This is a genomic window from Blastococcus sp. URHD0036 (assembly GCF_000701365.1).
In the GTDB taxonomy this organism is placed as follows: domain Bacteria; phylum Actinomycetota; class Actinomycetes; order Mycobacteriales; family Geodermatophilaceae; genus Trujillonella.
On record NZ_JNIK01000015.1, the window covers coordinates 188312 to 208968 of the forward strand.

Consider the following 20657-nt stretch of genomic DNA (forward strand, 5'->3'; position numbering starts at 1 on the left):
GAGTGCCACCGGAGCGGCCGGCGGTCGAGCGGTCGCGGGCCCGCGGCAGGTACGGAGCGACAACAGTGGACGACGGTCAGGACGCCATCCGGGTCTTCCTCCTCGACGACCACGAGATGGTGCGCCGGGGGGTCGCGGACATGCTGAGCAGCGATCCGGGCATCAGCATCGTGGGCGAGGCCAAGAACGCCGCCGAGGCCCTCGCCCGGGTCCCGGCGTTGCGGCCGGACGTCGCGGTCCTCGACGTGCGCCTGCCCGATGGGGACGGCGTCTCGGTCTGCCGCGAGCTCCGGTCGAAGATGCCGGAGCTCAAGGTGATCATGCTGACCAGCTACAGCGACGACGAGGCGCTGTTCGAGGCCATCATGGCCGGGGCCTCGGGCTACCTGCTCAAGCAGATCCTCGGCCAGGACCTCGTCACCGGCGTCCGCACGGTCGCGGCGGGCGGCTCGCTGCTCGACCCGACCGCGACCACGGCCGTGCTCGAGCGGATGCGCCGGTCGACCGAGCCCAGCGGGCCGCTGGCGAAGCTCAGCGAGCAGGAACGGACCGTCCTCGAGCTGATCGGGGAGGGCCTGACGAACCGGCAGATCGGCGAGCGGATGTTCCTGGCCGAGAAGACGGTGAAGAACTACGTGTCCCACCTGCTGGCGAAGCTCGGGCTGGAGCGCCGCACCCAGGCGGCCGTGCTGGCGACCGAGCTGCGCGGTTCCCAGCCCTCCCGCTGACCCGGCGGCCGCTCAGCGCAGCGGAGCCCACCAGCGCAGCCGCGTCCCACCCTCGGCCAGCGCCTCGACGGTCGTCCCGCCGCCGCGCCGCTCGGCCCGGCCGATGACGTTGCGCAGGCCGCTGCGCGCCGCGAGCGGGTCGATCCCGCGGCCGTCGTCGACGACCTCGAGCACGACGAGATCGCTCACGTCGAGGGTGACCGTGACGTGGGCGGCACCGGAGTGCCGGGCGGCGTTGCTGACCGCCTCCCGGGTCACCGCCTCCACGTCGGCCGCCAGCTCTCCGCGCACCAGGTTGTCGACGGCGCCGGACATGCGCACGGTGGGCGCCATCGCGTCCCCGGCGGTCTCGGTGACGATGTCCAGGATCCGCCGGCGCAGGCTGGCCGAGGCGTCCTCAGCCTCGCTGGTGTGCAGGTCGAAGATGGTGGTCCGGATGTCGCGGACGGTCTCGTCCAGCTGGTGGACGACGTCCCGGATGCGGCCCTGGGCCTGCGCGTCGGCCACCCGGGGCAGCACGGACTGCAGGCTGAGGCCGGCGGCGAACACCCGTTGGATGACCAGGTCGTGGAGGTCCTGGGCGATGCGGTCGCGGTCTTCGAAGACGTCCAGCCGGCGGGCGGTGCGCTGCTGCGCGGCGAGGTCCAGCGCCACCGCCATCTGGTCGGCGAACACCCCGAGGAGCGAGGTGAGCCCGGGGTCGAACGGTGCCGCTCCTGCCCTCCGGGCGGCGACCAGCAAGCCGCCCTCCGACTGTCCGCTGGGCAGCGGGACGCCGATGCTCGGGCCCCACAGAACGTGGTCGTTCGGACCGTCGTAGGCCATCCCGCTCATGTCCAGCACGACCGCGGACCGGGCCTCCGCGAAGGCCGCGAGCACGGGCGCCTCCGACGTGAGCACGCGGGATCCCACGACGTCGTCGAGGTCCTCGCCCACCTGGGCGCGGAACGCGAAGCGGCCGTCCTCGGGGTCCGGCCCGACCATCAGCCAGGCCGCGTCGGCCTCGGTGAGATCGCGGACCCGGCTGACGATCAGCTGCAGGGCGGTCTCGGGAGGCGCGTCGCCGAGCAGCTGCTCCCGCACGTCGCCGGCCGCGGCGGTCCAGCGCCGGCGGACCTCCGCCTCCTCGAACAGGCGCGCGTTGTCGATGGCGATGCCCGCCGCCCCGGCCAGCGCGGTCAGGACTGCTTCGTCCTCGGCGGTGAAGTCGCCGCCGCGCTTCTCGGTCAGGTAGAGGTTGCCGTACACCTCGCCCCGGACGAGGACCGGGACGCCGAGGAACGTCCGCATCGGCGGGTGCCCTTCGGGGAACCCCACCGAGGCGGGATGGCTCGACAGGTCGGAGACGCGCAGCGGATAGGGCTCCGCGATCACCTGCCCCAGGACGCCCTTGCCCTCGGGGAGGTGCGGCATCCGGTCCGCGACCTCGTGGTCCATCCCGACGTGGACGAAGGCCGACAGCCCACCGCCGGGGCCGAGCACACCGAGTGCGCCGTAGCGGGCGTCCACCAGCCCGATCGCGGCCTCCACGATCCGGCGGAGCGTCGAGTCGAGGTCCAGGCCGGTGGAGACGCTGAGGAAGGCGTCGAGCAGGCCCTGCACCCGTGACTGGGTGCGCGCCACTGCCTGGAGCCGCTCGGTGACCTCGTCGAGCAGTTCCGTCAGCCGCATCCCGGAGAGGAGGTCACGGCCAGACACGCTGTCTGCCATCACGTCGTCCTCGATCATCGGGTGCCGCCCACGGGATGTCCCGTGCCGGCGACGCTCGCAGCACCGTTCCCATCGGTCAACCCACTCTGCGCATGGCGGATCCCGGACGCCGTCACGGCCGGGGCAGTCGCTCGATCGGCGCAGCCGGTTCCGTCGGACGACCGTCCTCCGTGCCCCGCGAGCGGCTCAGCCGCTGACCGGTGATGCGGGCGATGCGGACGGCGATCACGCAGCCGTTGGGACCGGGGGCCCAGGGCCGGAGTCCGGCGTCCTCGAGCAGCCGTACCTCCCGTTCGTCGGAGAGCACGTGGGACGGTCCGACCACGGTCACGCTCCACCCGGTCCGCGTCACCGCGTCGTACTCGTCCACCTCGAAGGCGACGACGGCGCCGCGGCTGGCGGCCTCGACTTTCCCGCCGCGCCGGGCGGGGATGAGCACCTCGTCCGCGCGGACGGCGAAGTGCACGGGCTGGACGGTGGGCAGCGCGCCCACGGTGAAGGCGAGCCGGCCGATCGGCACCGACGCCAGCAGATGCCGGCACTCCGCCGGCGACACCGGGTCGAGGACCGGCTCGTGCGTGGTCGACATGCGTTCGCCCGCGTTCGCGCCGACGCCCGCAGCCGAGGTCACGACCGCAGACCGGACGGAGGGCTGCCGGCGGAGGTCCGGGCCGGCGTCAGGCTGCTCGCGATCTCGTCCGCCCACGCCCGGAGCCCGGCCCAGTCCCGCGCGTCACCCACGGGTGCCCGCATGGCCGTGACCACGGCCCGCTCCGCGAAGCCGAGCAGCGCCGGCTCCAGCCGCCCGGGCAGCACCCGCGAGCCGCGCGGGGCCAGCAGCGCCGTCATGGTCGCCACGTCGTACGGCTCCGCATCCGGGAACGGGGGCGACCCGATGGGTCCGCTGGAGAAGAGCCACAGCGGCCGGCTGCGCAGAGCGGAGGCAGTGGCGGTGGCGTACTCCCGCGCGGCCGGGAGCCAGCAGCCCCCGTAGACGGCGCTGCCGAGGACGACGGCGTCGTACCGAAGGGGATCGGGGTGCTGCTCGACGGGGACGACGGAGGCGATCACGTCCAGGCCGGTGGCCGCCGGGTTGCCCGTGAGACCGCGTGCGAGTGCCGCCGCGAGCTCGCGGGTGGACCCGTGCCGGCTGGCCACCGTGACGAGGACCCGGTAGGTGCTCACTGCGCCCCGCCGATGGGCACCACGGCCAGCGGGCACCCGGCCCGGTGCAGGACGGCGTGGGTCACCGACCCGAGGCGGTCGAGCCGGCGGCGGTGCCGGTGACCCACCACCAGCAGCTGGGCGGTCAGGCCGGCCGAGAGCAGCGCCGCGGCGGCCCGGTCGCGGACGACGACCTCCCGGACGACGAGGTCGGGTTCTGCCTCCTGCCACCCGGCGAGGGCCTCGGACAGCACCAGCTCCTCGTCGGCGAGCACCCCGGCCCAGTCGACGAGCGGGCCCATCGACCGGAAGGCGGTCTCCAGGACGGCGTCCTGCCAGGCGTGGACGGCCACGAGCTCCGTGTCCCGGGCGACTGCCTCGGCGACGGCGAACGCGAGGACCTCCTCGTCCTCGGGGCTGCCCTCCACCCCGACCACGACGGACGCCCGGTCGCGGACGACCACAGCCGTCTCGTCCGGCAGCACCATCAGGGGGCACGGCGCCGCGGTGACCAGGCCCGCCGCGGTCGACCCCAGGAGGAGCCCCGCGACGCCGCCGACCCCGCGGGCCCCGACGACGAGGAGCTGGGCGTCTCCGGCGGCGGCGGCCAGGCCGCCGACGGCGTCGCCGTCCTCCACCGACCAGGTCACCCGCTCGGGACCGAGGAGGTCGGCGGCCTCTGCTGCGAGGTCACGCAGGAGGACCTCCGCGCCGCCGCGGACCACACCGACGAGCTCGGTCGTCCGGACGGACCTCCGGGAGGCGTCGCGGATCGGCCAGGTCGTGATCGTCACCATGCGGAGCGGTGCGCGCCGCAGCCGTGCCTCGTCGATGGCCGCGCGCACGCCGGCGCGGGAGTCGAGGGACCCGTCGACGCCCACGACCACGGGGCGCGGCGCGGTGCCGGAGTTCATCGCTGCGACTCAGCCGTGGGTGGACGGCGGGCCGGGGACGTCGGCGCGGGCGGGCAGCACGGTGACGGCGATGACGCCACCGACGGTCCGCGCGAGAGCGACGAGCGTGCGCTCCTCGGTGCCCGGCGGATCCATGGACTCGCCCCGTGTGCGGCGGACGGTCACCACGCCCTCCGTGACGGCGACGTCCCAGGCGCCGAGCTCGCCGGTGTATCGCTCGACCAGGTCGTTGACCTCGGCGCGGATCTCCGGGTCGGTCCGCACCAGGGCGCGCAGCAGGTCGCGACGGCTGACGATGCCCGCGAGGCGCTCGCCGTCGACGACCGGCACGCTGCGCAGACGCTCGTCGACGACGAGCTTCGCGACGTCGGAGACGTCCGCCCCCGACTCGACACTCCGGACGTCCTCGGTCATGACACCGCGGACGAGCAGGGGGAGGACGTGCGCCTGGTCGCCGTCGCGGCGGAGGTGCAGCCGGGGGTCACGGGGCAGGCGGTCGCGCAGCACGTCGGCCTCGGTCACGATCCCCACCAGCCGGGCGTCCTCGTCGACGACCGGCAGCGCGGTGAACCCGTGCTCGGCCAGCACCTCGCCGGCGTACTTGGCGGAGGTCTCCGGTCCCACGGTGACAACCTCGCACGTCATGACGTCTCTGACCTGCACGGGTTCCTCCTCGATCGGGGTCGAGGGCGACGCTAGGCAGCGGCGCGCGCCTGCCCCAGGGCCGCCGGGCCGGGCGTCGCGTGACCGAGGTCCCTGCGCGGCGGGACGTCCGGCCCGGCGACGGCCCGGCGATCAGGGGACATCTTTCGAGACGACGCCGGGCCCGGGTCCCGGTGCAGACGACAGGAGCAGCTCCGTGGCACCACCCGACCAGTGCGCGCCCCGGCCCCGGGTCGTGGTGGGTCTCGACGGCTCCGCCGGTGGCCAGGCCGCACTCCGCTACGCCTTGACGGCGGCGGCGAGGCGGGGTGCCGGTCTCGAGGTGCTGGTCGGGTGCGCACGGGAGCTGTACCGGATGAGCGGCGGCCCGCTGGTGGTGCTCGACGTGTCGGCGATCGAGGCGGCGGCCCGTCAGCGCGCCGCGGATGTGCTTGCCGAGGCCCGGCGGACGCTCCCGGGGACGGCGGACGTGCCGGTGGACGTGCTCAGCACGGTGCAGGCGGCGGCGCCGGAGCTCGTGCGGCTCGCAGCGGGCGCCGATCTCGTCGTGGTGGGCAGCCGGGGCCACGGCGTGGTCCGCAGCGCGCTGCTGGGCTCCGTGGCCCTGCACGTGACGACGCACGCCCCCTGCCCCGTGGTCGTGGTGCACGGCCCGGGTGGGGACGCATCCGGCGCGCTGACGGGCTCGTCGCGGGTCGTGGTCGGTGTCGACGGCTCGCCGAGCGCGGCCGCCGGCCTCGCCGCGGCGGTCGAGGAGGCCGCCCGCCTGGACGCCGACCTCGACGTGGTCGCCTGCTTCACGATGGAGACCTACTGGTCGGACCTGTGGCAGGTGATGGTGCCCCCGGTGAGCGAGGTCCGGGACGACGTCCGGCGGGAGGCCGAGGCGCAGCTGGCCGCGGTTCTCGCGGCCCGGCCGGCCGGGACGCCGGAGCCGAGGGCGCACGTCGAGGTGGTGGAAGGTGCCCCCTCGGACGTCCTGGTCCGGCGGGCGCGGGATGCTGCGCTGCTCGTCGTCGGCAGCCGCGGTCGGGGAGCCGTACGCGCGGCGCTCCTGGGCTCGGTGGCGCTGCACTGCGTCATGCACGCCTCCTGCCCGGTGCTCGTCGTCCATCCGTCCGCGGCTCGCGCGCCGCAGGCGGCGCTCTCCGGCACCGCACCCGCGTGACCGGTGCCGGCACGGCGGCCGTCGTCGAGTGCGCCGGCCTGACCAAGCGATTCGGCCGCACGGTGGCGCTGTGCGACGTGGACCTGGTGGTCGGCCCGGGGGAGGTGGTCGGCTACCTGGGTCCCAACGGCGCCGGGAAGACCACGACCCTGCGGATCCTCATGGGGTTCGTCCGTCCCACGGCCGGGTCGGCGCGGGTCCTGGGCCGGGACGCCTGGCGGGAGGCGGCCCGGGTGCACCGCGACGTCGGCCACCTGTCGGGGGAGCCGGCGCTGCACGACCGGTTGACCGGCCGCGAGCACGTGCGCGCGACCGCCCGGCTGCGCGGGCAGGACGACCTGCGTCGGGCGATGCAGATCGCCGGCCGGCTGGATCTCGACCTGGACCGGCCCGCCCGCGCGCTGTCGAAGGGGAACCGGCAGAAGCTGGCCGTCGTCCTGGCGTTCATGTCCGATCCGTTGCTGCTGGTGCTCGACGAGCCCACGAGCGGCTTCGATCCGCTGGTCCAGCAGGAGTTCCAGGCGATGCTCGCCGAGCACACCGCGGCGGGCGGGAGCGCACTGCTCTCCTCGCACGTGCTCGGAGAGGTGCAGCGGACCGCTGACCGGATCGCCGTCCTACGCGCCGGCCGGCTGGTCGCCGTCGAGGAGATGGACGTGCTCCGGGCGCGCTCGCTGCACCGGGTGCGCGCCTCCTTCGCCGACCCGGTGGCTGCGTCCGACTTCGCCGGTGTGTTGGGCCTGCGGGACCTGGTGGTCACGGCCGAGACGCTGACCTGCAGCGCACCGGCAGCGGCGCTGGACGCGCTCGTCGGGCGGCTGGCCGGTCATCGCCTCCTCGATCTGGAGTGCACCGAGGCGGATCTCGAGGAGACGTTCCTGGCCTTCTACGGTTCGGAGCAGCCCGATGCGGCCTGACCTGCTCCCTGCCGAGCCCGGCACCTCGTCGCCGGACTCGCACCGGGCACGGGTCGTTCTCCGTGGCCCGCGGATCGGCGAGGTGATGTGGCAGACGCTGCGCCTGCAGCGCCGGGCTCTGCTGCTCTGGGCGGTGGGGCTGACCGGGATGGTCGCCCTGTACGGATCGCTGTGGCCGAGCCTCCGCGACCAGGCCTCGGTGACCGAGCTGATGGACCAGCTGCCCGAGGTGGTGCGGTCCCTGCTGGCGGTCTCGGACATGTCGACGCCGGTCGGGTACGTGCAGGCGGAGCTGCTGGGACTGACCGGCCCGTTGCTGGTGATCCTCTTCGCGGTGCTCTCCGGCTCGAACGGGGTCGCCGGGGAGGAGGACCGCCGGTCGCTTGACCTCCTGCTGGCCGACCCCGTGAGCCGCACCCGGGTGGTGCTGGAGCGGATGGCAGCCATGGTCGTCGGGATCGCGGTGCTGGTGGCCGCGATCGGTCTCGCCCTCGTCGCGGCCGGGGTACTGGCGGGGCTGGACCTGCCGGTGGCCCGGGTGGGTGCGGCGATGCTGCACCTCGGGCTGCTCGGCAGCGTGTTCGGCGCCCTGGCGGCCGCCGTGGGTGCGGCCACGGGCCGACCCGCGGTGGCGCGAGCGGTCCCCGCGGTCGTCGCCGTCCTGGCCTACCTGGTCGACGGGCTCGCCCCGCTGGTCGGCTGGCTGGAGCCGCTGCGCGGCCTCTCCCCGTTCGCGCAGTACTCCGATCACGTGCCGCTGGTGAACGGCGTCTCGGTGTCCGGCGTCTCCATCGCCGTCGGCACGGTCGCGGCGCTGGCCGCGGCGGCCGCGCTCACGTTCCGGCGCCGGGACGTCGCGGGATGAGCCCCACCGTCAGCTCGTGCCGGTGGGGACCGGGACCGGCACGGGGGACCCCTCGGCGAACCGCCGCTCGGCGCGGGCGGCGATGCCGCACAGCATCCGGCGGGTCATGACGAGCGTGACGGGCTCCATGACCCGATTCGCCAGACGCATGCCCATCCCGTGCGGCCGCCGGGCGACGGAGCGGGAGAGCAGCCGGCATCGGCCCGGCCCGTGCGGGATCAGGTGGAACGACCACACCGCGTTCCACGGGTGCTCCGGCGGCGCCTGGCGCAGCACCAGCGCCCGGCCGGGGACCACCTGCGCCACCGGGAAGGAGTAGCCCTGCGGTATCGGCCCGTAGCCCTCGGGGACCACGACCACGCGGTCGCCGGGCACCAGGTGCTGCCACTCCTCGCGGATCTCCTCGGTCGAGTGGATGTCCAGGCCGACGAGGTTCTCCAGGCAGTCGTAGCTGTACATGCCGCCGCGGTCCTGCCCGATCTGCACGAGCCACGGCCAGACCGCCTCGGCCGGGGCCTCGACCGTGAGGGCCAGAGTCGTCTGCTCGACCGGCCCGGGGACGAGCTCGTCGCCGGGCAGGACCCGCTGGGCCTCGCCATGGGTGGCACCCCAGTTGCGCGTGCCGTGCAGCAGTTGCAGGGCCAGCGCCGCGATCCCAGCTGCGGCCGAGAGTGTCCGCATCACCGGGCTGCCTCCCCGGGAGCGATGTCGTACTCGAGGTCGGTGACCGTCATGTCGCCGTAGGGCAGCTCCCGTCCGTCCGGCAGGTGCCACACCGCGCAGGCCCGGCCCAGCCGGGGCCGGCCGTCGACGACGCCCCAGTCAAGGACCGGGGTGCTCCACGTGGCCCGGACCAGGCCGCCGGGCAGGTCGGCCCAGCGGTCGTCGGTGCGGACGTCGTAGGGGCGGCCGTGAGCTCCGAGCCGGACCTCCGCGCCGACGGTCCGCCCGGCATCGGTCACCGCGACCCGGAAGGAGTCCGCGCCGGTCTCCTCCCAGCCGACCCGCGGGTCCAGCAGCATGCCGGGGGCCATGAGGACGGCGTCGTCGAGCCAGGTGACCAGCTCGCTGGTGTCGAACTCGGGCCCGGAACCGTTCGCGACGGGGACCAGGCCGAGCAGCTTGCCGCGCATCCGGCCGTGCCCGGCGCGGTAGGTGTCCCAGCCCCACAGGGGCACCGCGCGGCCGACGAGCAGCCGCATCCGGAACAGCCGGGTGATCCCGTCGACGGTGTTGTACTGCCACGCGTCGCACGGCATCCACGGTGCGTCCGGTCCGCGCCGGAACCGGCCGCTCAAGTGGGCCCGGAACGACCGGGTGCGCGGCCGGCCGACCACACCCATGGCATGCAGGTACCGGCGCACGGGAGGGGGGAGCGCGGCGAGGTCGTCCTCGGTGACCGGGGCCCCCTCGGTCGCGACGGCGGGCAGCCCCGCGGCGGCGACGCCGCGGCGGAAGGCACGCGGGGGCCGCTCAGCAGTGGCCGGCGGCTCCGCGACGTCCGGGGACACGGGGCTGCTCGGGGCTCGAGACGCCGCGCTGCTCATGCAGATTCCCTCCGTCCCCGGTGCACCGACCGGCTCCCGGGTGACGCTAGGAGGGGACGGCGTGGCCGGGCGGCGGCTGGAGGGCCTCCCGGCGCGGGCCGAAGGTCCCCACCGCGGAGGACATCGGGCCGCGGCCGGCCGGCGGGCGGGCGTCGAGGGTGGGTCGAGGCCCGGCGAGCGACCGGGCGGAGAGCCGAGGGACGACGGTGACGCCACAGCAGACCGCTCCGGACCGCGTCGCGCCACCGCGGGACGGGCAGGCAGACCCGGAGCCGGCGCGGTGGGTCGTGGGAGTCGACGGTTCGCCCGGTGCGCGTGCCGCCCTCGCCTGGGCCCTCACCGCGGCCGCCGGATCGGGCGCGAACCTCGAGCTGGTCAGTTCCTATCCGGCCGACTCCTACTGGATGGATCCGTTCCTGCTGGACGTGGGCCGGCTCGACGCCATCCGCGACGACACCACGGCACGGGTCCGGGAGTTCCTCGCCGAGGTCCTCCGGGACCCCACCGTCACCGCTGTCCCCGGCGCCGCCGAGGTGCCCACCGACGTGGTGGTGGCCGGGGGAGCTCCCGCCGAGCACCTCGTCGCCCGGGCCGGTGGTGCGCAGCTCCTGGTGGTGGGCAGCCGGGGCCGGGGTGGGGTGCGCAGCACGCTGCTCGGGTCCGTGGCGCTGCACTGCGTCGCGCACGCGCCCTGCCCGGTGGTCGTCGTCCATGCCGGCGCGGTGCAGCCGCCGCCACGGGTCGTGGTCGGGATCGACGACTCGGCGATGTCCCGGACCGCGCTGGCGCGGGCCGCCGATGAGGCGCGCCGGCGGGGGGCCGAGCTCGAGGTCGTCGCGGTGCACCAGGTCGAGTCGTACTGGAGCGACCTCTACGCGGTGACCTTCCCGCCGGTGACGGACACGCTCGACTCGGCCCGCGCCCGGGTCGAGGAGATCGTGACCGAGGTGCTCGGTTCCGCAACCGGCGTCCGGCTGCGCATCGAGTCCGGCGCGCCGGCGGAGGAACTCGTCCGCGCGGCGGACGGCGCCGTTCTCCTGGTGGTCGGCAGCCGCAGCCACAGCCGCATCGCCGGGATGGTGCTGGGCTCCGTGGCGCTGCACTGCGCCGTGCACGCGGCGTGCCCGGTGATGGTGGTGCACCCGGAGCCGACGGGCACCGCGAGCGGCTCGGCGGCGCGGTCGGCCCAGGAGCCGGCGCAGGCGTCGGCTGGGAGCTGACCGCCCGTGCGGGCCTGGGTGGTGGACACGCCGACGCCGATCGCGGCCGGACCGCTCGTGCGGATGGAGCGGCCGCCGCCCGAGCCCGGCCCTGGCCAGGTCCGCGTGGACGTGTCGTGCTGCGGTGTCTGCCGCACCGACCTGCACCTCGCCGAGGGCGACCTGCCGCCGCGGCGTCCCGGCGTCGTCCCGGGGCACGAGGTGGTCGGGCGCGTGGGAGCGCTCGGGGCCGGGGCGACCCGGTTCGCGCTGGGGGAGCGGGTCGGCGTGCCCTGGCTCGGGCGGACCGACGGCACCTGCCGCTTCTGCCGCCGCGGCGACGAGAACCTCTGCACCACGCCGCTCTTCACCGGCTGGGACCTCGACGGCGGCTACGCCGACGCCTGCCTGGTGGAGGAGCGGTTCGCCTACCGGCTGCCCGAGGACCTCGCCGACGAGCAGGCCGCACCGCTGCTGTGCGCCGGCGTCATCGGCTACCGGGCGCTGCGCTGTGCCGAGGTCCCGCCCGGCGGGCGGCTGGGGATCTACGGCTTCGGGGGCAGCGCGCACCTGACGGCTCAGGTCGCGCTCGCCCAGGGCCTGCGGGTGCACGTCCTCACCAGGGGTGAGCACAACCGGGAGCTGGCCCGAGAGCTCGGTGCCGACTCCGTCGGCGGAGCCACCGGCGCGCCTCCGGAGCCGCTGGACGGGGCGATCCTCTTCACGCCCGCCGGTGAGCTGGTACCGGTCGCGCTCCGCGCCCTCGACCGGGGCGGCACGCTGGCGGTCGCCGGCATCTGGCTGTCACCGATCCCGGCGCTCGACTACGCGGACGACCTGTTCGAGGAGCGCCGGCTGCGCAGCGTCACGGCCAACACCCGCCGCGACGGCGAGGAGTTCCTCCGGCTGGCCGCTCGCCTCGGCGTCCGTGCCACCACGACCGCCTACGCGATGGACGACGCCCCGCACGCCCTCGCCGACCTGGCCGCCGGCCGCTTCGGCGGCGCTGCGGTGCTGCACACCTGACGCGCCGGAGCCGACGACGGCATCGGCAACGGACGCGCCACGACGTCGCCGCGCGTGGCTGGTCGTCACACCCAGGTCGTCCCTCCGCGACCGTCGGAGACGGGACGGCGACGGGCTCTGCCGTCCGCCGCCCGGGTCTCGTGCTGCGGCCCGACTGGCGGGGTGGGCAGGGGCCGCGGCTCCGTCTCCGGCGGTCGGGTGCTGTTCTCCACCACGTCGTCCCGCAGCCGGTGCGGGGGTGCGGGGGTGGCCTCGGCACGGCCGATGCGCAGCAACGCCTGTGGATGGGAGGTCCACGTCAGCGCCGACCGCAGCTGCGTGCGGGTCAGTGGCACCTCGATCGCCTGCGTCAGTGGACTGGCGGCCCATCCTCGCCGGGTCAGCTCGAGCAGCACCCGCTCCAGGGCCTCGCCGGCCCGCAACCAGGCCGCCTGGTCGTCGCGAGCCGTGGCCAGGAGGACGAGGGTCTGGCGCATGGTGGACCGCGTCTCGGGCGGGAGTCCGCCGGCGCCCGCGCTGTCGAAGTCTCGGAGGGGGAGGTCGTCGCGCTGGCGACCGTCGACGTGCGGAACAGCGCTGGTCGGAACGCCGTCCCGGCTGGCTGCCGACCGCGTGGTCCACGCGCGCAGCTCCGCGCGGTATGCGGCGTCGGCGTTCTGCACGGCGTCGGCCTGCTGGGTCAGGCGGGCCACGAGCTGTCGGTGGTGCTCCTGCCTCACGACGACGAGCTCGGCGTCCTCCGCCGCCACAGCATCTGCGAGGGCGCGCAGTGCGTCGTCGGGGAGCTCCTCGTCGCTGAAGGCGCGGCGGTTGGTGCGCCGCTGGGGGACCGCCGGGGCCAGGGCGGCGAGCTCGGGGTCCGAGGCGCCGTCGACCGGGCGGACCACCGCCATCAGGTCGGGGTCGCGGGCATCGGGCAGCCGCTCGGTCACGACCGACCACCCGGCCGCGGCGAGGGCGACCCGCGCGTTGAACAGCGCGGCTCCGACGCTCAGGGCCAGCGCTCGCCCCACGGGATCGAGGGTCGGCAGCTGCCGCGTCCGGTCGGCGTGCAGGTCCAGCCGGTCGTCGTGCAGGACCAGCCGCCAGGGCTGGGTGTTGTGCACCGATGGGGCGAGGAGTGCCAGGTCGACGGCGACCTCGAGCGCGTCGGTCCGGGGCAGGCGCGAGGTGGTCGCGGCCGGGGGCGCCGGGGCGGGATGGGTGGTCGGCGGCATGGGAACTCCTCTCCGCGATGGTGCCTGTCCAGGCTGCGGCCGAGCCGGGCGCGGCCGCCCGGGGCCCGGTGTCCTGACACCCGGTGACGAACGTCCCGCGCTGCCGACCGGCGCCGGAGGTCCCTGTGCGCGGCTGACCCAGGTCCCACCGGGATGCGCCCCACGACCCCACCGCTGAGGCCGCCACGGCGGCGACGCTGCTCGGGACGCCGGAACCCCGGGACGACGCGCGCCCGGGAGCACGTCCGGCGGGAAGAGGAGGACGGCGTGACCGAGAACCGGACGCCCTATCCCGTGCGCGTCGACGCGTCGCTGGACGACTCGCTCTCGCGGGGACTCTGGCTCGTCAAGTGGCTCCTGCTGATCCCGCACCTCGTGGTGCTGGCGTTCCTGTGGCTGGGCTTCGCGGTCGTCAGCGTGCTGGCGTTCTTCGCGATCCTGGTCACCGGCCGGTATCCGCGCGCGCTGTTCGAGACGACGTCGGGGTTCTGCGGTGGACGTGGCGGGTGCACTACTACGGATACGGGGCCCTGGGCACCGACCGCTACCCGCCGTTCACCCTCGCCGACGTGCCGGACTACCCGGCGCACCTGGACGTGCCCTACCCGGAGCGGCTCTCCCGCGGGCTGGTGCTCGTCAAGTGGTGGCTTCTCGCTCTGCCGCACTACGTCGTCGTCGCCGTGTTCGTCGGCGGTGGCATCTGGTTCGGCACCGGCGCCGACGGCAGGTGGGACGACGGCTGGGGCGCCGGTGGCCTCGTCGGCCTCCTGGTCTTCGTCGCCGGCGTCGTGCTGCTCTTCGCCGGCCGCTACCCGCGCGGCCTCTACGACTTCGTGCTGGGCATGGACCGCTGGGTCCTGCGCGTCGCGGCCTACGCCGCCCTGATGACCGATGCGTACCCGCCGTTCCGGATGGACATGGGCGGCAGCGATCCGGGCTCGCTTCCGACCGGGCCGCTCCCGGCCGGCCCCGGGGGCGGCGGTGCGGTGCACCCCGTGACCGGCCCGGTCGGCGGCCCGTCCGGCGCTGTGGCCGCCGGCGGGAGGACGCGCGGCGGCTGGCCCGCGGGCCGGATCGTCACCCTGGTGATCGGCTCGGTGCTGCTCGCGACGGCCACCGGCTTCGTCGGCGCCGGCGGTGCGGTCCTCTGGGCGGACCAGACCCAGCGGGACGACGACGGGTGGCTGGTGTCGCCGGACGCCGAGTTGTCCGGCAAGGGCTACGCGGTGACCACCGACGGGTTCCTGTTGGAGGGCGATGGCCTGGACTGGGTGGTCGACGACCTCATCGGCACCGCGCGGATCGAGGTCACGTCGAGAACCGGCAGCGACCTGTTCATCGGTCTGGGCCGCACGTCCGACGTGGAGACATACCTGGACGGCGTGGGACGCAGCGTGCTGGACGACCTGGCCGTCTCGGCCGAGGGGGAGCGGGACGTGCTCCGCGGCATGACCGACGTGGCGGGCGGTCCGCCGGCCACGCCTCCCGGCGACGCCGATGTGTGGGTCGCGTCGGCCACCGGCAGCGGGACCCAGGTGCTGGACTGGCGCCCCACCGAGGGCGACTGGACGGTGGTCGTCATGCGCGCCGACGGCGCGGCCGGCATCCAGGCCGAGGTCCGCGCGGGCGCGACGCTGCCCGGCCTGACCTGGTTCTCCTGGGTCCTCATCGGCATCGGCGGTGTCATCGCACTGGCCGGCGGGCTGCTCGTGGCGCTGGCGGTGCGCGGTGCGCGGCAGGTCCCGCCGCCCGGTGGACAGCCGGCGGAGCAGCTGCCTCCGATCCCGCCGGCGCCTCCGGCGGGTGTTCCGGCGCCGGTGCTCAGTGGCGGCCCGAGTGATGGGACGCCGAGCGCGTCGACGTGACAGCGCCGTGCCCGGCATGCCCTCGGCGCGGGCCGGTCAGAAGGGCGGCGGATCGTCGGCCGGGTCCGGCTCGACCGGTGGGTCGGGCCGGGTGACGAGGACGCGGGGGGTGGTCAGCGGCAGGTCGGGTGGGTCGGCGCCGTGCCATCGGGTGCCGGCCGTGGCGGCGCGGGCGGCCCGGGGTGGGCGGCTGGTGCGGGTCACGCCGCTGGGGGTGGTGACGGTGAGGGTGCCGTCGGGGGCCAGGGTGTGCCGCCAGCCGGGGGCGTGGGTCTTGAGCCGGTGGTGGCGGCGGCACAGGCAGCACAGGTTCTCGCAGCTGGTCTGGCCGCCCTCGCCGTGGGGGACGACGTGGTCGCAGTCGGACCAGCCGGCGCGGTTGGCGCAGCCGGGGTGGCGGCAGGTGCGGTCGCGGGTGTGCAGGTACCGCACCTGGGAGGCGCTGGGCCGGTACCGGTCCACTGCCGCGGGGATGCCGAGCACCGGGCAGCCGCACGCGGCGTCGGGGTGGGCGGAGCAGCCGCGGCGGGCAGCGGTTCGCAGTTCGGCGTCCGTGGCGACGGCGAGTAGCGCGCCGTCCCCGGCGGTGAAGGCGAACCGCAGGCTGCCGCCGGCCGGGGCCCGCAGCCCGATCGCGTCGAGGTCGGTGAGCAGCCGACGGACATGGGCGGCGGTGACCGGCTCGCCGTCGACCTGCCCGGTGGGTGCGGCGACGGCGCCGGGGTGGGTCAGCACTGCCGGGAGCGGGCTGCCCTCGGCGAGGAACCGCTCGGCGGTCAGCGCGGTGATCGGGACGTCGACGGTGACCGAGGCCGTCACCGACGGCTGCCGGTCGTCCCAGGGCTGCAGCACCCGATCGGCCAGTGCCCCGGTGCGGAGCTGACCGAGCAGCCGGTCGTCGCCGTCGGCCTTCGCGGCCCGGGCGTCGGCGTCGACCTTCCGGGCGCACGCCACCGCCAGCTCGTGCGGCATGCGGGAGACCAGCTCGCTGATCCCGTCGCCGACCGGGCGGACGGTCACGTCGCAGGCGCGTTCGGCATCCGCGCGGCGCCGGTCGGAGGCGGCCGCGTCACGGGCGGCCAGTTCCCGCCGGACCGCGGCCCGCAGCTGCGTGATCGACCACTCGGGCGCGGCCGGCAGCACCGCGGCCTCGACCTCGGCGATGACGGTCAGCGCGACCGCGCGGGCCTTCCAGCCCAGCTCGTCGGCGATCGCCCGGGCCCGGGGCCAGTCCAGGCGGCCGGCGTTCAGGGCGGCCCAGGTGGCGGGCAGCTTCTCGGCCAGCGCCGCGCACTGGTCGGCGAGCTTGCTCGCCGCGGTCCGCGAGCAGGACAGCACGAGCGCCAACTCGTCGACGAAGAACTCACTGACCCCGTCCAGCCGGCCGGGCCCGGGCGCCTCGTCGGCACCGGAGCGGACGAACCGACGATCGGCGGAGTCAGGGCGGACCGCGGCGATCTCCATGACCGCCTGCACCCGCAGACCGGCCAGCATCGCCTCCGCCGCGGTGATCTGCTGGAGCAGCCGGGCGTTCTCCGCCGCACTCCGGCCCCGGGGGAGCAGTTCCGGCAGCGTCTCGGGCTCGCGGTACGGGTCCGGCTCGGCGGACTCCCGCGGCGCGGACAGCGGTACGAGGGTCACCCCGACCGCGTACCGCTGCCCCGACGTCATGCCCCCACGCTAGGGCGGGGGTACGACAGAAACGGGCCGCTGAGCAGCACGAACGAATGTCTGCACAGACGGGGGAGTCGGGGCGGGGGGTCAGGGGGCTGGTGTTCCGGCAGGCGCGGGACCTTCGGCCCGGCCTGCCCGCCTTTCGGACGTGCCGGTTCGCCGGGCGGGCCGGTGCACTGGACAGCGATGTCCCCGCACCCGCTCCCGCTCACCCCCGAGGCCCGGCCCGCCCGAGCGCTCGTCGACCGGCACGCCCGAGCCGCGACGCGAGTGCCTGCGCCACAGCCGACGATGGAGGCCGATCCGCGAGAACCGGTCACCCGTCTCCTGCGTGACCTCCGGTCGGGTGAGGACGGGCTGAGCGCCACCGAGGCCGCCCGCCGGCTGGTCACCGTCGGCCCGAACGAGCTCCCCACGATCGCCCGGCAGCCCTGGTGGTCGGAACTGATCGCTCAGGTGGTGCACCCCCTCGCCTTGCTGCTGTGGGTCGCCGCTCTGCTCGCCGCCGTGTCGGGCTCTCCGCAGCTCGCTGTGGCGATCGTGGTCGTGGTGCTGCTCAACGCCGGGTTCGCCTACTGGCAGGAGAGCCAGGCAGAGCGCGCTGTCGAGGCCCTGCGTGGCTACCTGCCGGACGTGGTGCTGACCTGGCGCGACGGGCATCACGCACATGTCCCGGCCCGCGAGCTCGTCCCCGGCGACCTCGTCGCCCTCGAGGAGGGGCAGCGGGTGCCGGCTGACGTCCGGCTGATCACCGGTGCCCTCGAGGTGGACACGGCTGCGCTGACGGGAGAGTCCTTCCCGGTGGCCCGCAGCGCCGACGCCGTCGACGACGCGTCGCGTCTGCTGGACTCGCCCGTCCTGGTCTTCAGCGGCTCGGCCTGCACCGCCGGGTCGGCGACTGCCGTCGTGTACGCCACCGGCGCGCACACGGAGCTGGGCCGCATCGCGGCGCTCTCCCAGGGCGTCCGGGAGGAGAGCAGTCCGCTGGAGCGGCAGGTGCGGCGGGTGGCCTGGCTGATCGCCGCGGTCGCCGTCGGGGTGGGCGCCGCCTTCTTGCCCATCGGGCTGCTCGCCGGATTGTCCCTGAGCGCGGCCGCGGTGTTCGCCATCGGCCTGCTGGTCGCGAACGTCCCGGAGGGGCTGCTGCCGACGATCACCCTGGCGCTGGCCGCAGGCGTCCGGCAGATGGCCGCTCGCGGCGCCGTGGTGAAGCGGCTCTCGGCGGTGGAGACGCTGGGCTCGACCACCGTCATCTGCACCGACAAGACCGGCACGCTGACCGCCAACCGGATGACCGTGGTGGCCGTCGCCCTGGAGGACGACCTGTCACACGAGGCGCCGGCCTCGCGCGCTGCCGCGGAAGTGCTGGTCCGTTGCTCGACCGCGGATGTGGAGGACGGCGACGGGGATCCCACGGAACTCGCCCTGCTCGGTTGGGCCCGGGACAACGGCGTGGTCCTGCCACCCGCCGCGCGCGACACTGAGCGCTGGGCGCTCCACCGCTTCGAGGCCCGGTATCGGCGCATGACGACGCTCGACCGGATCGACGGGCGCGTGGTCGCGTCGGTGAAGGGCGCCCCCGAGCAGGTGCTGCCCCGGTGCACCGCCGCACTGTCGCCCGGAGGCGACGTCGTGCCGCTGGACGAGCCGCTGCTCGGCAGGCTGGAGGACACCGCGGCGCGCCTGGCCGGCCACGGCCTGCGGGTGCTGGCAGTGGCGCGTCGTGACCTGGGGCTCGAGCAGGCAGGGACGACCCCACCGGACCGGGAGACCACCGACCAGCAGCTGTGCCTGATCGGTCTCGTCGGGCTGGAGGACCCCCCGCGGCCCCGGGTCGCCGAGGCGGTCGCGGCTTGCCACGCCGCGGGCATCCGCATCCACGTCGTCACCGGCGATCACGGCAGCACGGCCGCCGAGATCGCCCGTCGGGTGGGCATCCGGGCCGACCGCGTGGTGGACGGTCAGGTCGTCGACGGGTTGCCGGAGGCCGGGTTGGCCGAGCTCCTCTCCGGTGGGGACGAGATCGTCTTCGCCCGCGCCACGCCGGAGACGAAGCTGCGGATCGCCGACGCCCTGCACCGGCTCGGCGAGGTAGTGGCCATGACCGGCGACGGCGTGAACGACGCGCCCGCTCTCCGGCGAGCCGACATCGGCGTGGCCATGGGTGCAAGCGGGACCGACGTCGCGCGCGAGGCCGCCACGGTCGTCCTCACCGACGACGACTTCAGCACGCTCACCGCCGGCGTCGAGGAGGGCCGCCGGGTCTTCGACAACGTGCGGAAGTTCGTCCTCTACATCTTCGCCCACGCGATTCCGGAGATCGTGCCCTTCCTGGTCTTCGCCCTCTCCGGCGGCGCGATCCCGCTGCCTCTGACCGTGTTGCAGATCCTCGCCATCGACCTGGGCACCGAGACGTTGCCCGCGCTGGCACTGGGCCGCGAGCCGGCCGAGCCCGGTCTCATGGCGCGCCCCCCGCGGCCGCACGGCGAGGGCGTCATCACCCGCCGGCTGCTGGCGCGTGCCTGGGGTGTCATGGGACTGCTGTCGGCGGCGCTGGTGATGGGCGGCTTCCTGGCCGTCCTGCTGCACGCCGGCTGGCGGCCGGGGGACGACGTGGGGGCGAGCAGCACGCTCCACACGGCCTATCTGCAGGCCACGACGGCGACGTTCGTCGGCATCGTCGCCTGTCAGCTGGGGACGGCGATCGCGTCCCGGACCGAGTGGGCGTCCCTGCGCGCGGTCGGCCTGACCAGCAACCGGCTGCTGCTGTACGCGATGGCCGGGGAGCTGCTGTTCACCGCGGTCGTCGTGTACTGGCCGCCGGCCCAGCGCGTGTTCGGGACCGCGGCGCTGCCGCCGTGGGTCCTGCTCGCCCTCCTGCCCTTCCCGTTCCTGGTGTGGGGGCTCGACGAGGCGCTGCGCGCCCGTCGCAGGTCCTCACATCGGCGCTCTGCGCCGACGAGCCCCTGACCCGTCCACCCTCTGGAGGTCCCGATGAGCACGTCTCGTCCGATCCGCGTCCGCCGTCCCGTTCGCCTGGGTCCCGTGGCCGGCGGCCCGGTCGCCCTGCGGGCCGCCGCGGCCGGCGCCCTCGCCCTGGGCTCGTTCGCCGTGGGCGGTCTGGTGGTGGGGTCGCTGGCGGTGGGGCGGCTCGCCGTCGGCCGGGCAGAGTTGAAACGGGTGCACATCGCGCGGCTCGAGGTCGACGAGCTGCTCGTCCACTCGGTCACCGGACTCCCGGCCGCCGGGGATGCGCCGTGAGCGGCTACGCGATCGCGACCACGCTCGACGTCCCCTTCGCCGACGCCGTGGCGCGGACGCGCGAGGCGCTGGCCGATCAGGGATTCGGCGTCCTCACCGAGATCGACGTCGCGGCCACCATGCGGGCCAAGCTGGACATCGAGGTCCCGGCGCAGGTCGTGCTGGGCGCCTGCAACCCGGCGCTGGCCCACCGCGGCCTCACCGCCGAGCCGGACCTCGGTCTCCTGCTGCCGTGCAACGTCGTCGTCCGCGCGGACGACGACGGCGTCCGGGTCTCGGCGGTCGACCCGGGCGTGCTTGTCTCGGTGTCGGGCAACGCGGAGCTGGCCGCGATCGCGGACGAGGCGCGGACCCGCCTGCGCGCCGTCATCGACGCGATGACCGTCCATCCCCGGGTCATCGCGTCGGGTGCGACGAAGGAGTAGCGGCACCGGACAGGAATCGACACGGCTACCGCTTTCCACAGACTCGCCCGGACGGCCTGAGGGCGCGAGGGGCTTCCGTCCCGCCACGAGGAGCCTCGGAACCCGGGTCCGACCGCCCACGGGCGGACCCCTGTGACTGCGGAACCGGTCGCTCCCGTGGCCCTCGTCGTGTGCTGGGCCACCTCCTGGGTGCCCTGCCTCACCGACGAGACCTTCCAGGTGCTCGGCGTGGTCGGCGCCGCGATCGGCGTCCTCGCTGCGCTGGTCTCGCTGGTCCGGATGCGAGGGGCCGAGCGGGTCCGGTGACGGATCGG

General features: G+C 75.3%; 20 protein-coding genes and 1 pseudogene. 12 read left to right on the top strand and 9 right to left on the bottom strand.

The features are described 5' to 3' along the window. Positions 1-65 precede the first annotated feature (65 nt). Positions 66-728 carry a response regulator gene (locus N555_RS0115160; RefSeq protein ID WP_029432346.1) on the top strand — a complete coding sequence of 221 codons (663 nt, stop codon included), beginning with the start codon at positions 66-68 and terminating at the stop codon, positions 726-728. Between the two features lie 12 nt (positions 729-740). On the opposite strand, the gene N555_RS0115165 is transcribed toward N555_RS0115160, so the two are convergent. The 5 genes from N555_RS0115165 to N555_RS0115185 form a co-directional block, all read right to left on the bottom strand. Next, positions 741-2438: a GAF domain-containing sensor histidine kinase gene (locus N555_RS0115165; protein ID WP_029432347.1), complete on the bottom strand. Its 1698-nt coding sequence runs from the start codon at positions 2436-2438 to the stop codon at positions 741-743. Positions 2439-2550: 112 nt separating this feature from the next. After that, the gene (locus N555_RS0115170; protein ID WP_197029037.1) at positions 2551-3069 is read right to left on the bottom strand and encodes a pyridoxamine 5'-phosphate oxidase family protein; all 519 of its coding nucleotides are present in this window, start codon (positions 3067-3069) and stop codon (positions 2551-2553) included. Then, a complete protein-coding gene (locus N555_RS0115175; RefSeq protein ID WP_029432349.1) occupies positions 3066-3623 on the bottom strand; it encodes a flavodoxin domain-containing protein in 558 nt (185 codons plus the stop codon). The genes N555_RS0115170 and N555_RS0115175 overlap by 4 nt, the downstream gene beginning before the upstream one ends. Beyond that, positions 3620-4516, bottom strand: coding sequence for a universal stress protein (locus N555_RS0115180; protein WP_029432350.1), 897 nt, complete (start codon positions 4514-4516; stop codon positions 3620-3622). Before N555_RS0115180 ends, N555_RS0115175 begins: the two co-directional genes overlap by 4 nt. A gap of 9 nt (positions 4517-4525) precedes the next feature. Continuing rightward, positions 4526-5179 carry a CBS domain-containing protein gene (locus tag N555_RS0115185; protein ID WP_051684110.1) on the bottom strand — a complete coding sequence of 218 codons (654 nt, stop codon included), beginning with the start codon at positions 5177-5179 and terminating at the stop codon, positions 4526-4528. A gap of 196 nt (positions 5180-5375) precedes the next feature. Between N555_RS0115185 and N555_RS0115190 the strand changes: the two genes are divergently transcribed. Genes N555_RS0115190 through N555_RS0115200 form a run of 3 tightly spaced genes read left to right on the top strand, consistent with a single transcriptional unit; the run spans position 5376 to position 8129 of the window. After that, positions 5376-6347 (top strand): universal stress protein, encoded by a 972-nt coding sequence (locus N555_RS0115190; protein ID WP_051684111.1) that lies wholly within the window; start codon positions 5376-5378, stop codon positions 6345-6347. After that, entirely contained in the window at positions 6344-7264 is a 921-nt protein-coding gene (locus N555_RS0115195) for an ABC transporter ATP-binding protein (protein ID WP_051684112.1), read from the top strand. The genes N555_RS0115190 and N555_RS0115195 overlap by 4 nt, the downstream gene beginning before the upstream one ends. After that, complete coding sequence (locus N555_RS0115200; protein WP_081866256.1) at positions 7254-8129, top strand: ABC transporter permease; 876 nt, start codon at positions 7254-7256, stop codon at positions 8127-8129. Before N555_RS0115195 ends, N555_RS0115200 begins: the two co-directional genes overlap by 11 nt. Positions 8130-8138: 9 nt before the next feature. On the opposite strand, the gene N555_RS0115205 is transcribed toward N555_RS0115200, so the two are convergent. Then, on the bottom strand, positions 8139-8810 hold the full coding sequence (locus N555_RS0115205) for a hypothetical protein (RefSeq protein ID WP_029432355.1): 672 nt from the start codon (positions 8808-8810) through the stop codon (positions 8139-8141). Continuing rightward, a complete protein-coding gene (locus tag N555_RS0115210) occupies positions 8810-9640 on the bottom strand; it encodes a DUF6544 family protein (protein ID WP_029432356.1) in 831 nt (276 codons plus the stop codon). Before N555_RS0115210 ends, N555_RS0115205 begins: the two co-directional genes overlap by 1 nt. Positions 9641-9963: 323 nt before the next feature. On the opposite strand from N555_RS0115210, the gene N555_RS26945 reads away from it, so the two are divergent. Beyond that, entirely contained in the window at positions 9964-10896 is a 933-nt protein-coding gene (locus N555_RS26945; RefSeq protein ID WP_156036381.1) for a universal stress protein, read from the top strand. A 6-nt stretch (positions 10897-10902) separates the two neighbouring features. Further along, positions 10903-11901 (top strand): zinc-dependent alcohol dehydrogenase family protein, encoded by a 999-nt coding sequence (locus tag N555_RS0115220; RefSeq protein WP_029432358.1) that lies wholly within the window; start codon positions 10903-10905, stop codon positions 11899-11901. A 65-nt stretch (positions 11902-11966) separates the two neighbouring features. Here the strand turns inward: N555_RS0115220 and N555_RS0115225 are convergent, their stop codons facing one another. Beyond that, a complete protein-coding gene (locus N555_RS0115225; protein ID WP_051684114.1) occupies positions 11967-13118 on the bottom strand; it encodes an Acg family FMN-binding oxidoreductase in 1152 nt (383 codons plus the stop codon). 153 nt (positions 13119-13271) lie between these two features. On the opposite strand from N555_RS0115225, the pseudogene N555_RS28765 reads away from it, so the two are divergent. After that, positions 13272-13544: pseudogene (locus N555_RS28765) on the top strand (hypothetical protein); the annotation flags it as partial. Positions 13545-13624: 80 nt separating this feature from the next. Further along, on the top strand, positions 13625-14983 hold the full coding sequence (locus N555_RS28770; protein ID WP_231502781.1) for a DUF4389 domain-containing protein: 1359 nt from the start codon (positions 13625-13627) through the stop codon (positions 14981-14983). A gap of 36 nt (positions 14984-15019) precedes the next feature. Here N555_RS28770 and N555_RS0115235 read toward each other — a convergent pair whose 3' ends face one another. After that, entirely contained in the window at positions 15020-16654 is a 1635-nt protein-coding gene (locus N555_RS0115235) for an HNH endonuclease signature motif containing protein (RefSeq protein ID WP_051684115.1), read from the bottom strand. A 189-nt stretch (positions 16655-16843) separates the two neighbouring features. Between N555_RS0115235 and N555_RS0115240 the strand changes: the two genes are divergently transcribed. From N555_RS0115240 to N555_RS27975, 4 genes are all read left to right on the top strand, one after another. Next, positions 16844-19627, top strand: coding sequence for a cation-translocating P-type ATPase (locus N555_RS0115240; RefSeq protein WP_197029038.1), 2784 nt, complete (start codon positions 16844-16846; stop codon positions 19625-19627). A 24-nt stretch (positions 19628-19651) separates the two neighbouring features. Then, the gene (locus N555_RS0115245; protein ID WP_197029039.1) at positions 19652-19918 is read left to right on the top strand and encodes a hypothetical protein; all 267 of its coding nucleotides are present in this window, start codon (positions 19652-19654) and stop codon (positions 19916-19918) included. Further along, the gene (locus N555_RS0115250; RefSeq protein WP_051684117.1) at positions 19915-20343 is read left to right on the top strand and encodes a DUF302 domain-containing protein; all 429 of its coding nucleotides are present in this window, start codon (positions 19915-19917) and stop codon (positions 20341-20343) included. Before N555_RS0115245 ends, N555_RS0115250 begins: the two co-directional genes overlap by 4 nt. Positions 20344-20499: 156 nt before the next feature. Continuing rightward, positions 20500-20649, top strand: a complete 150-nt coding sequence (locus tag N555_RS27975; protein WP_156036382.1) for a hypothetical protein — start codon at positions 20500-20502, stop codon at positions 20647-20649. Positions 20650-20657 lie beyond the last annotated feature (8 nt).

Excerpts from the sequence above, each read along its gene's own strand:
- N555_RS0115165 (WP_029432347.1), bottom strand. The coding sequence starts at position 2,438 with ATGGCAGACAGCGTGTCTGGCCGTGACCTCCTCTCCGGGATGCGGCTG.
- N555_RS0115180 (WP_029432350.1), bottom strand. The coding sequence starts at position 4,516 with ATGAACTCCGGCACCGCGCCGCGCCCCGTGGTCGTGGGCGTCGACGGG.
- N555_RS0115200 (WP_081866256.1), top strand. The coding sequence starts at position 7,254 with ATGCGGCCTGACCTGCTCCCTGCCGAGCCCGGCACCTCGTCGCCGGAC.
- N555_RS0115205 (WP_029432355.1), bottom strand. The coding sequence starts at position 8,810 with ATGCGGACACTCTCGGCCGCAGCTGGGATCGCGGCGCTGGCCCTGCAA.
- N555_RS0115225 (WP_051684114.1), bottom strand. The coding sequence starts at position 13,118 with ATGCCGCCGACCACCCATCCCGCCCCGGCGCCCCCGGCCGCGACCACC.
- N555_RS0115235 (WP_051684115.1), bottom strand. The coding sequence starts at position 16,654 with ATGACGTCGGGGCAGCGGTACGCGGTCGGGGTGACCCTCGTACCGCTG.
- N555_RS0115240 (WP_197029038.1), top strand. The coding sequence starts at position 16,844 with ATGTCCCCGCACCCGCTCCCGCTCACCCCCGAGGCCCGGCCCGCCCGA.
- N555_RS0115245 (WP_197029039.1), top strand. The coding sequence starts at position 19,652 with ATGAGCACGTCTCGTCCGATCCGCGTCCGCCGTCCCGTTCGCCTGGGT.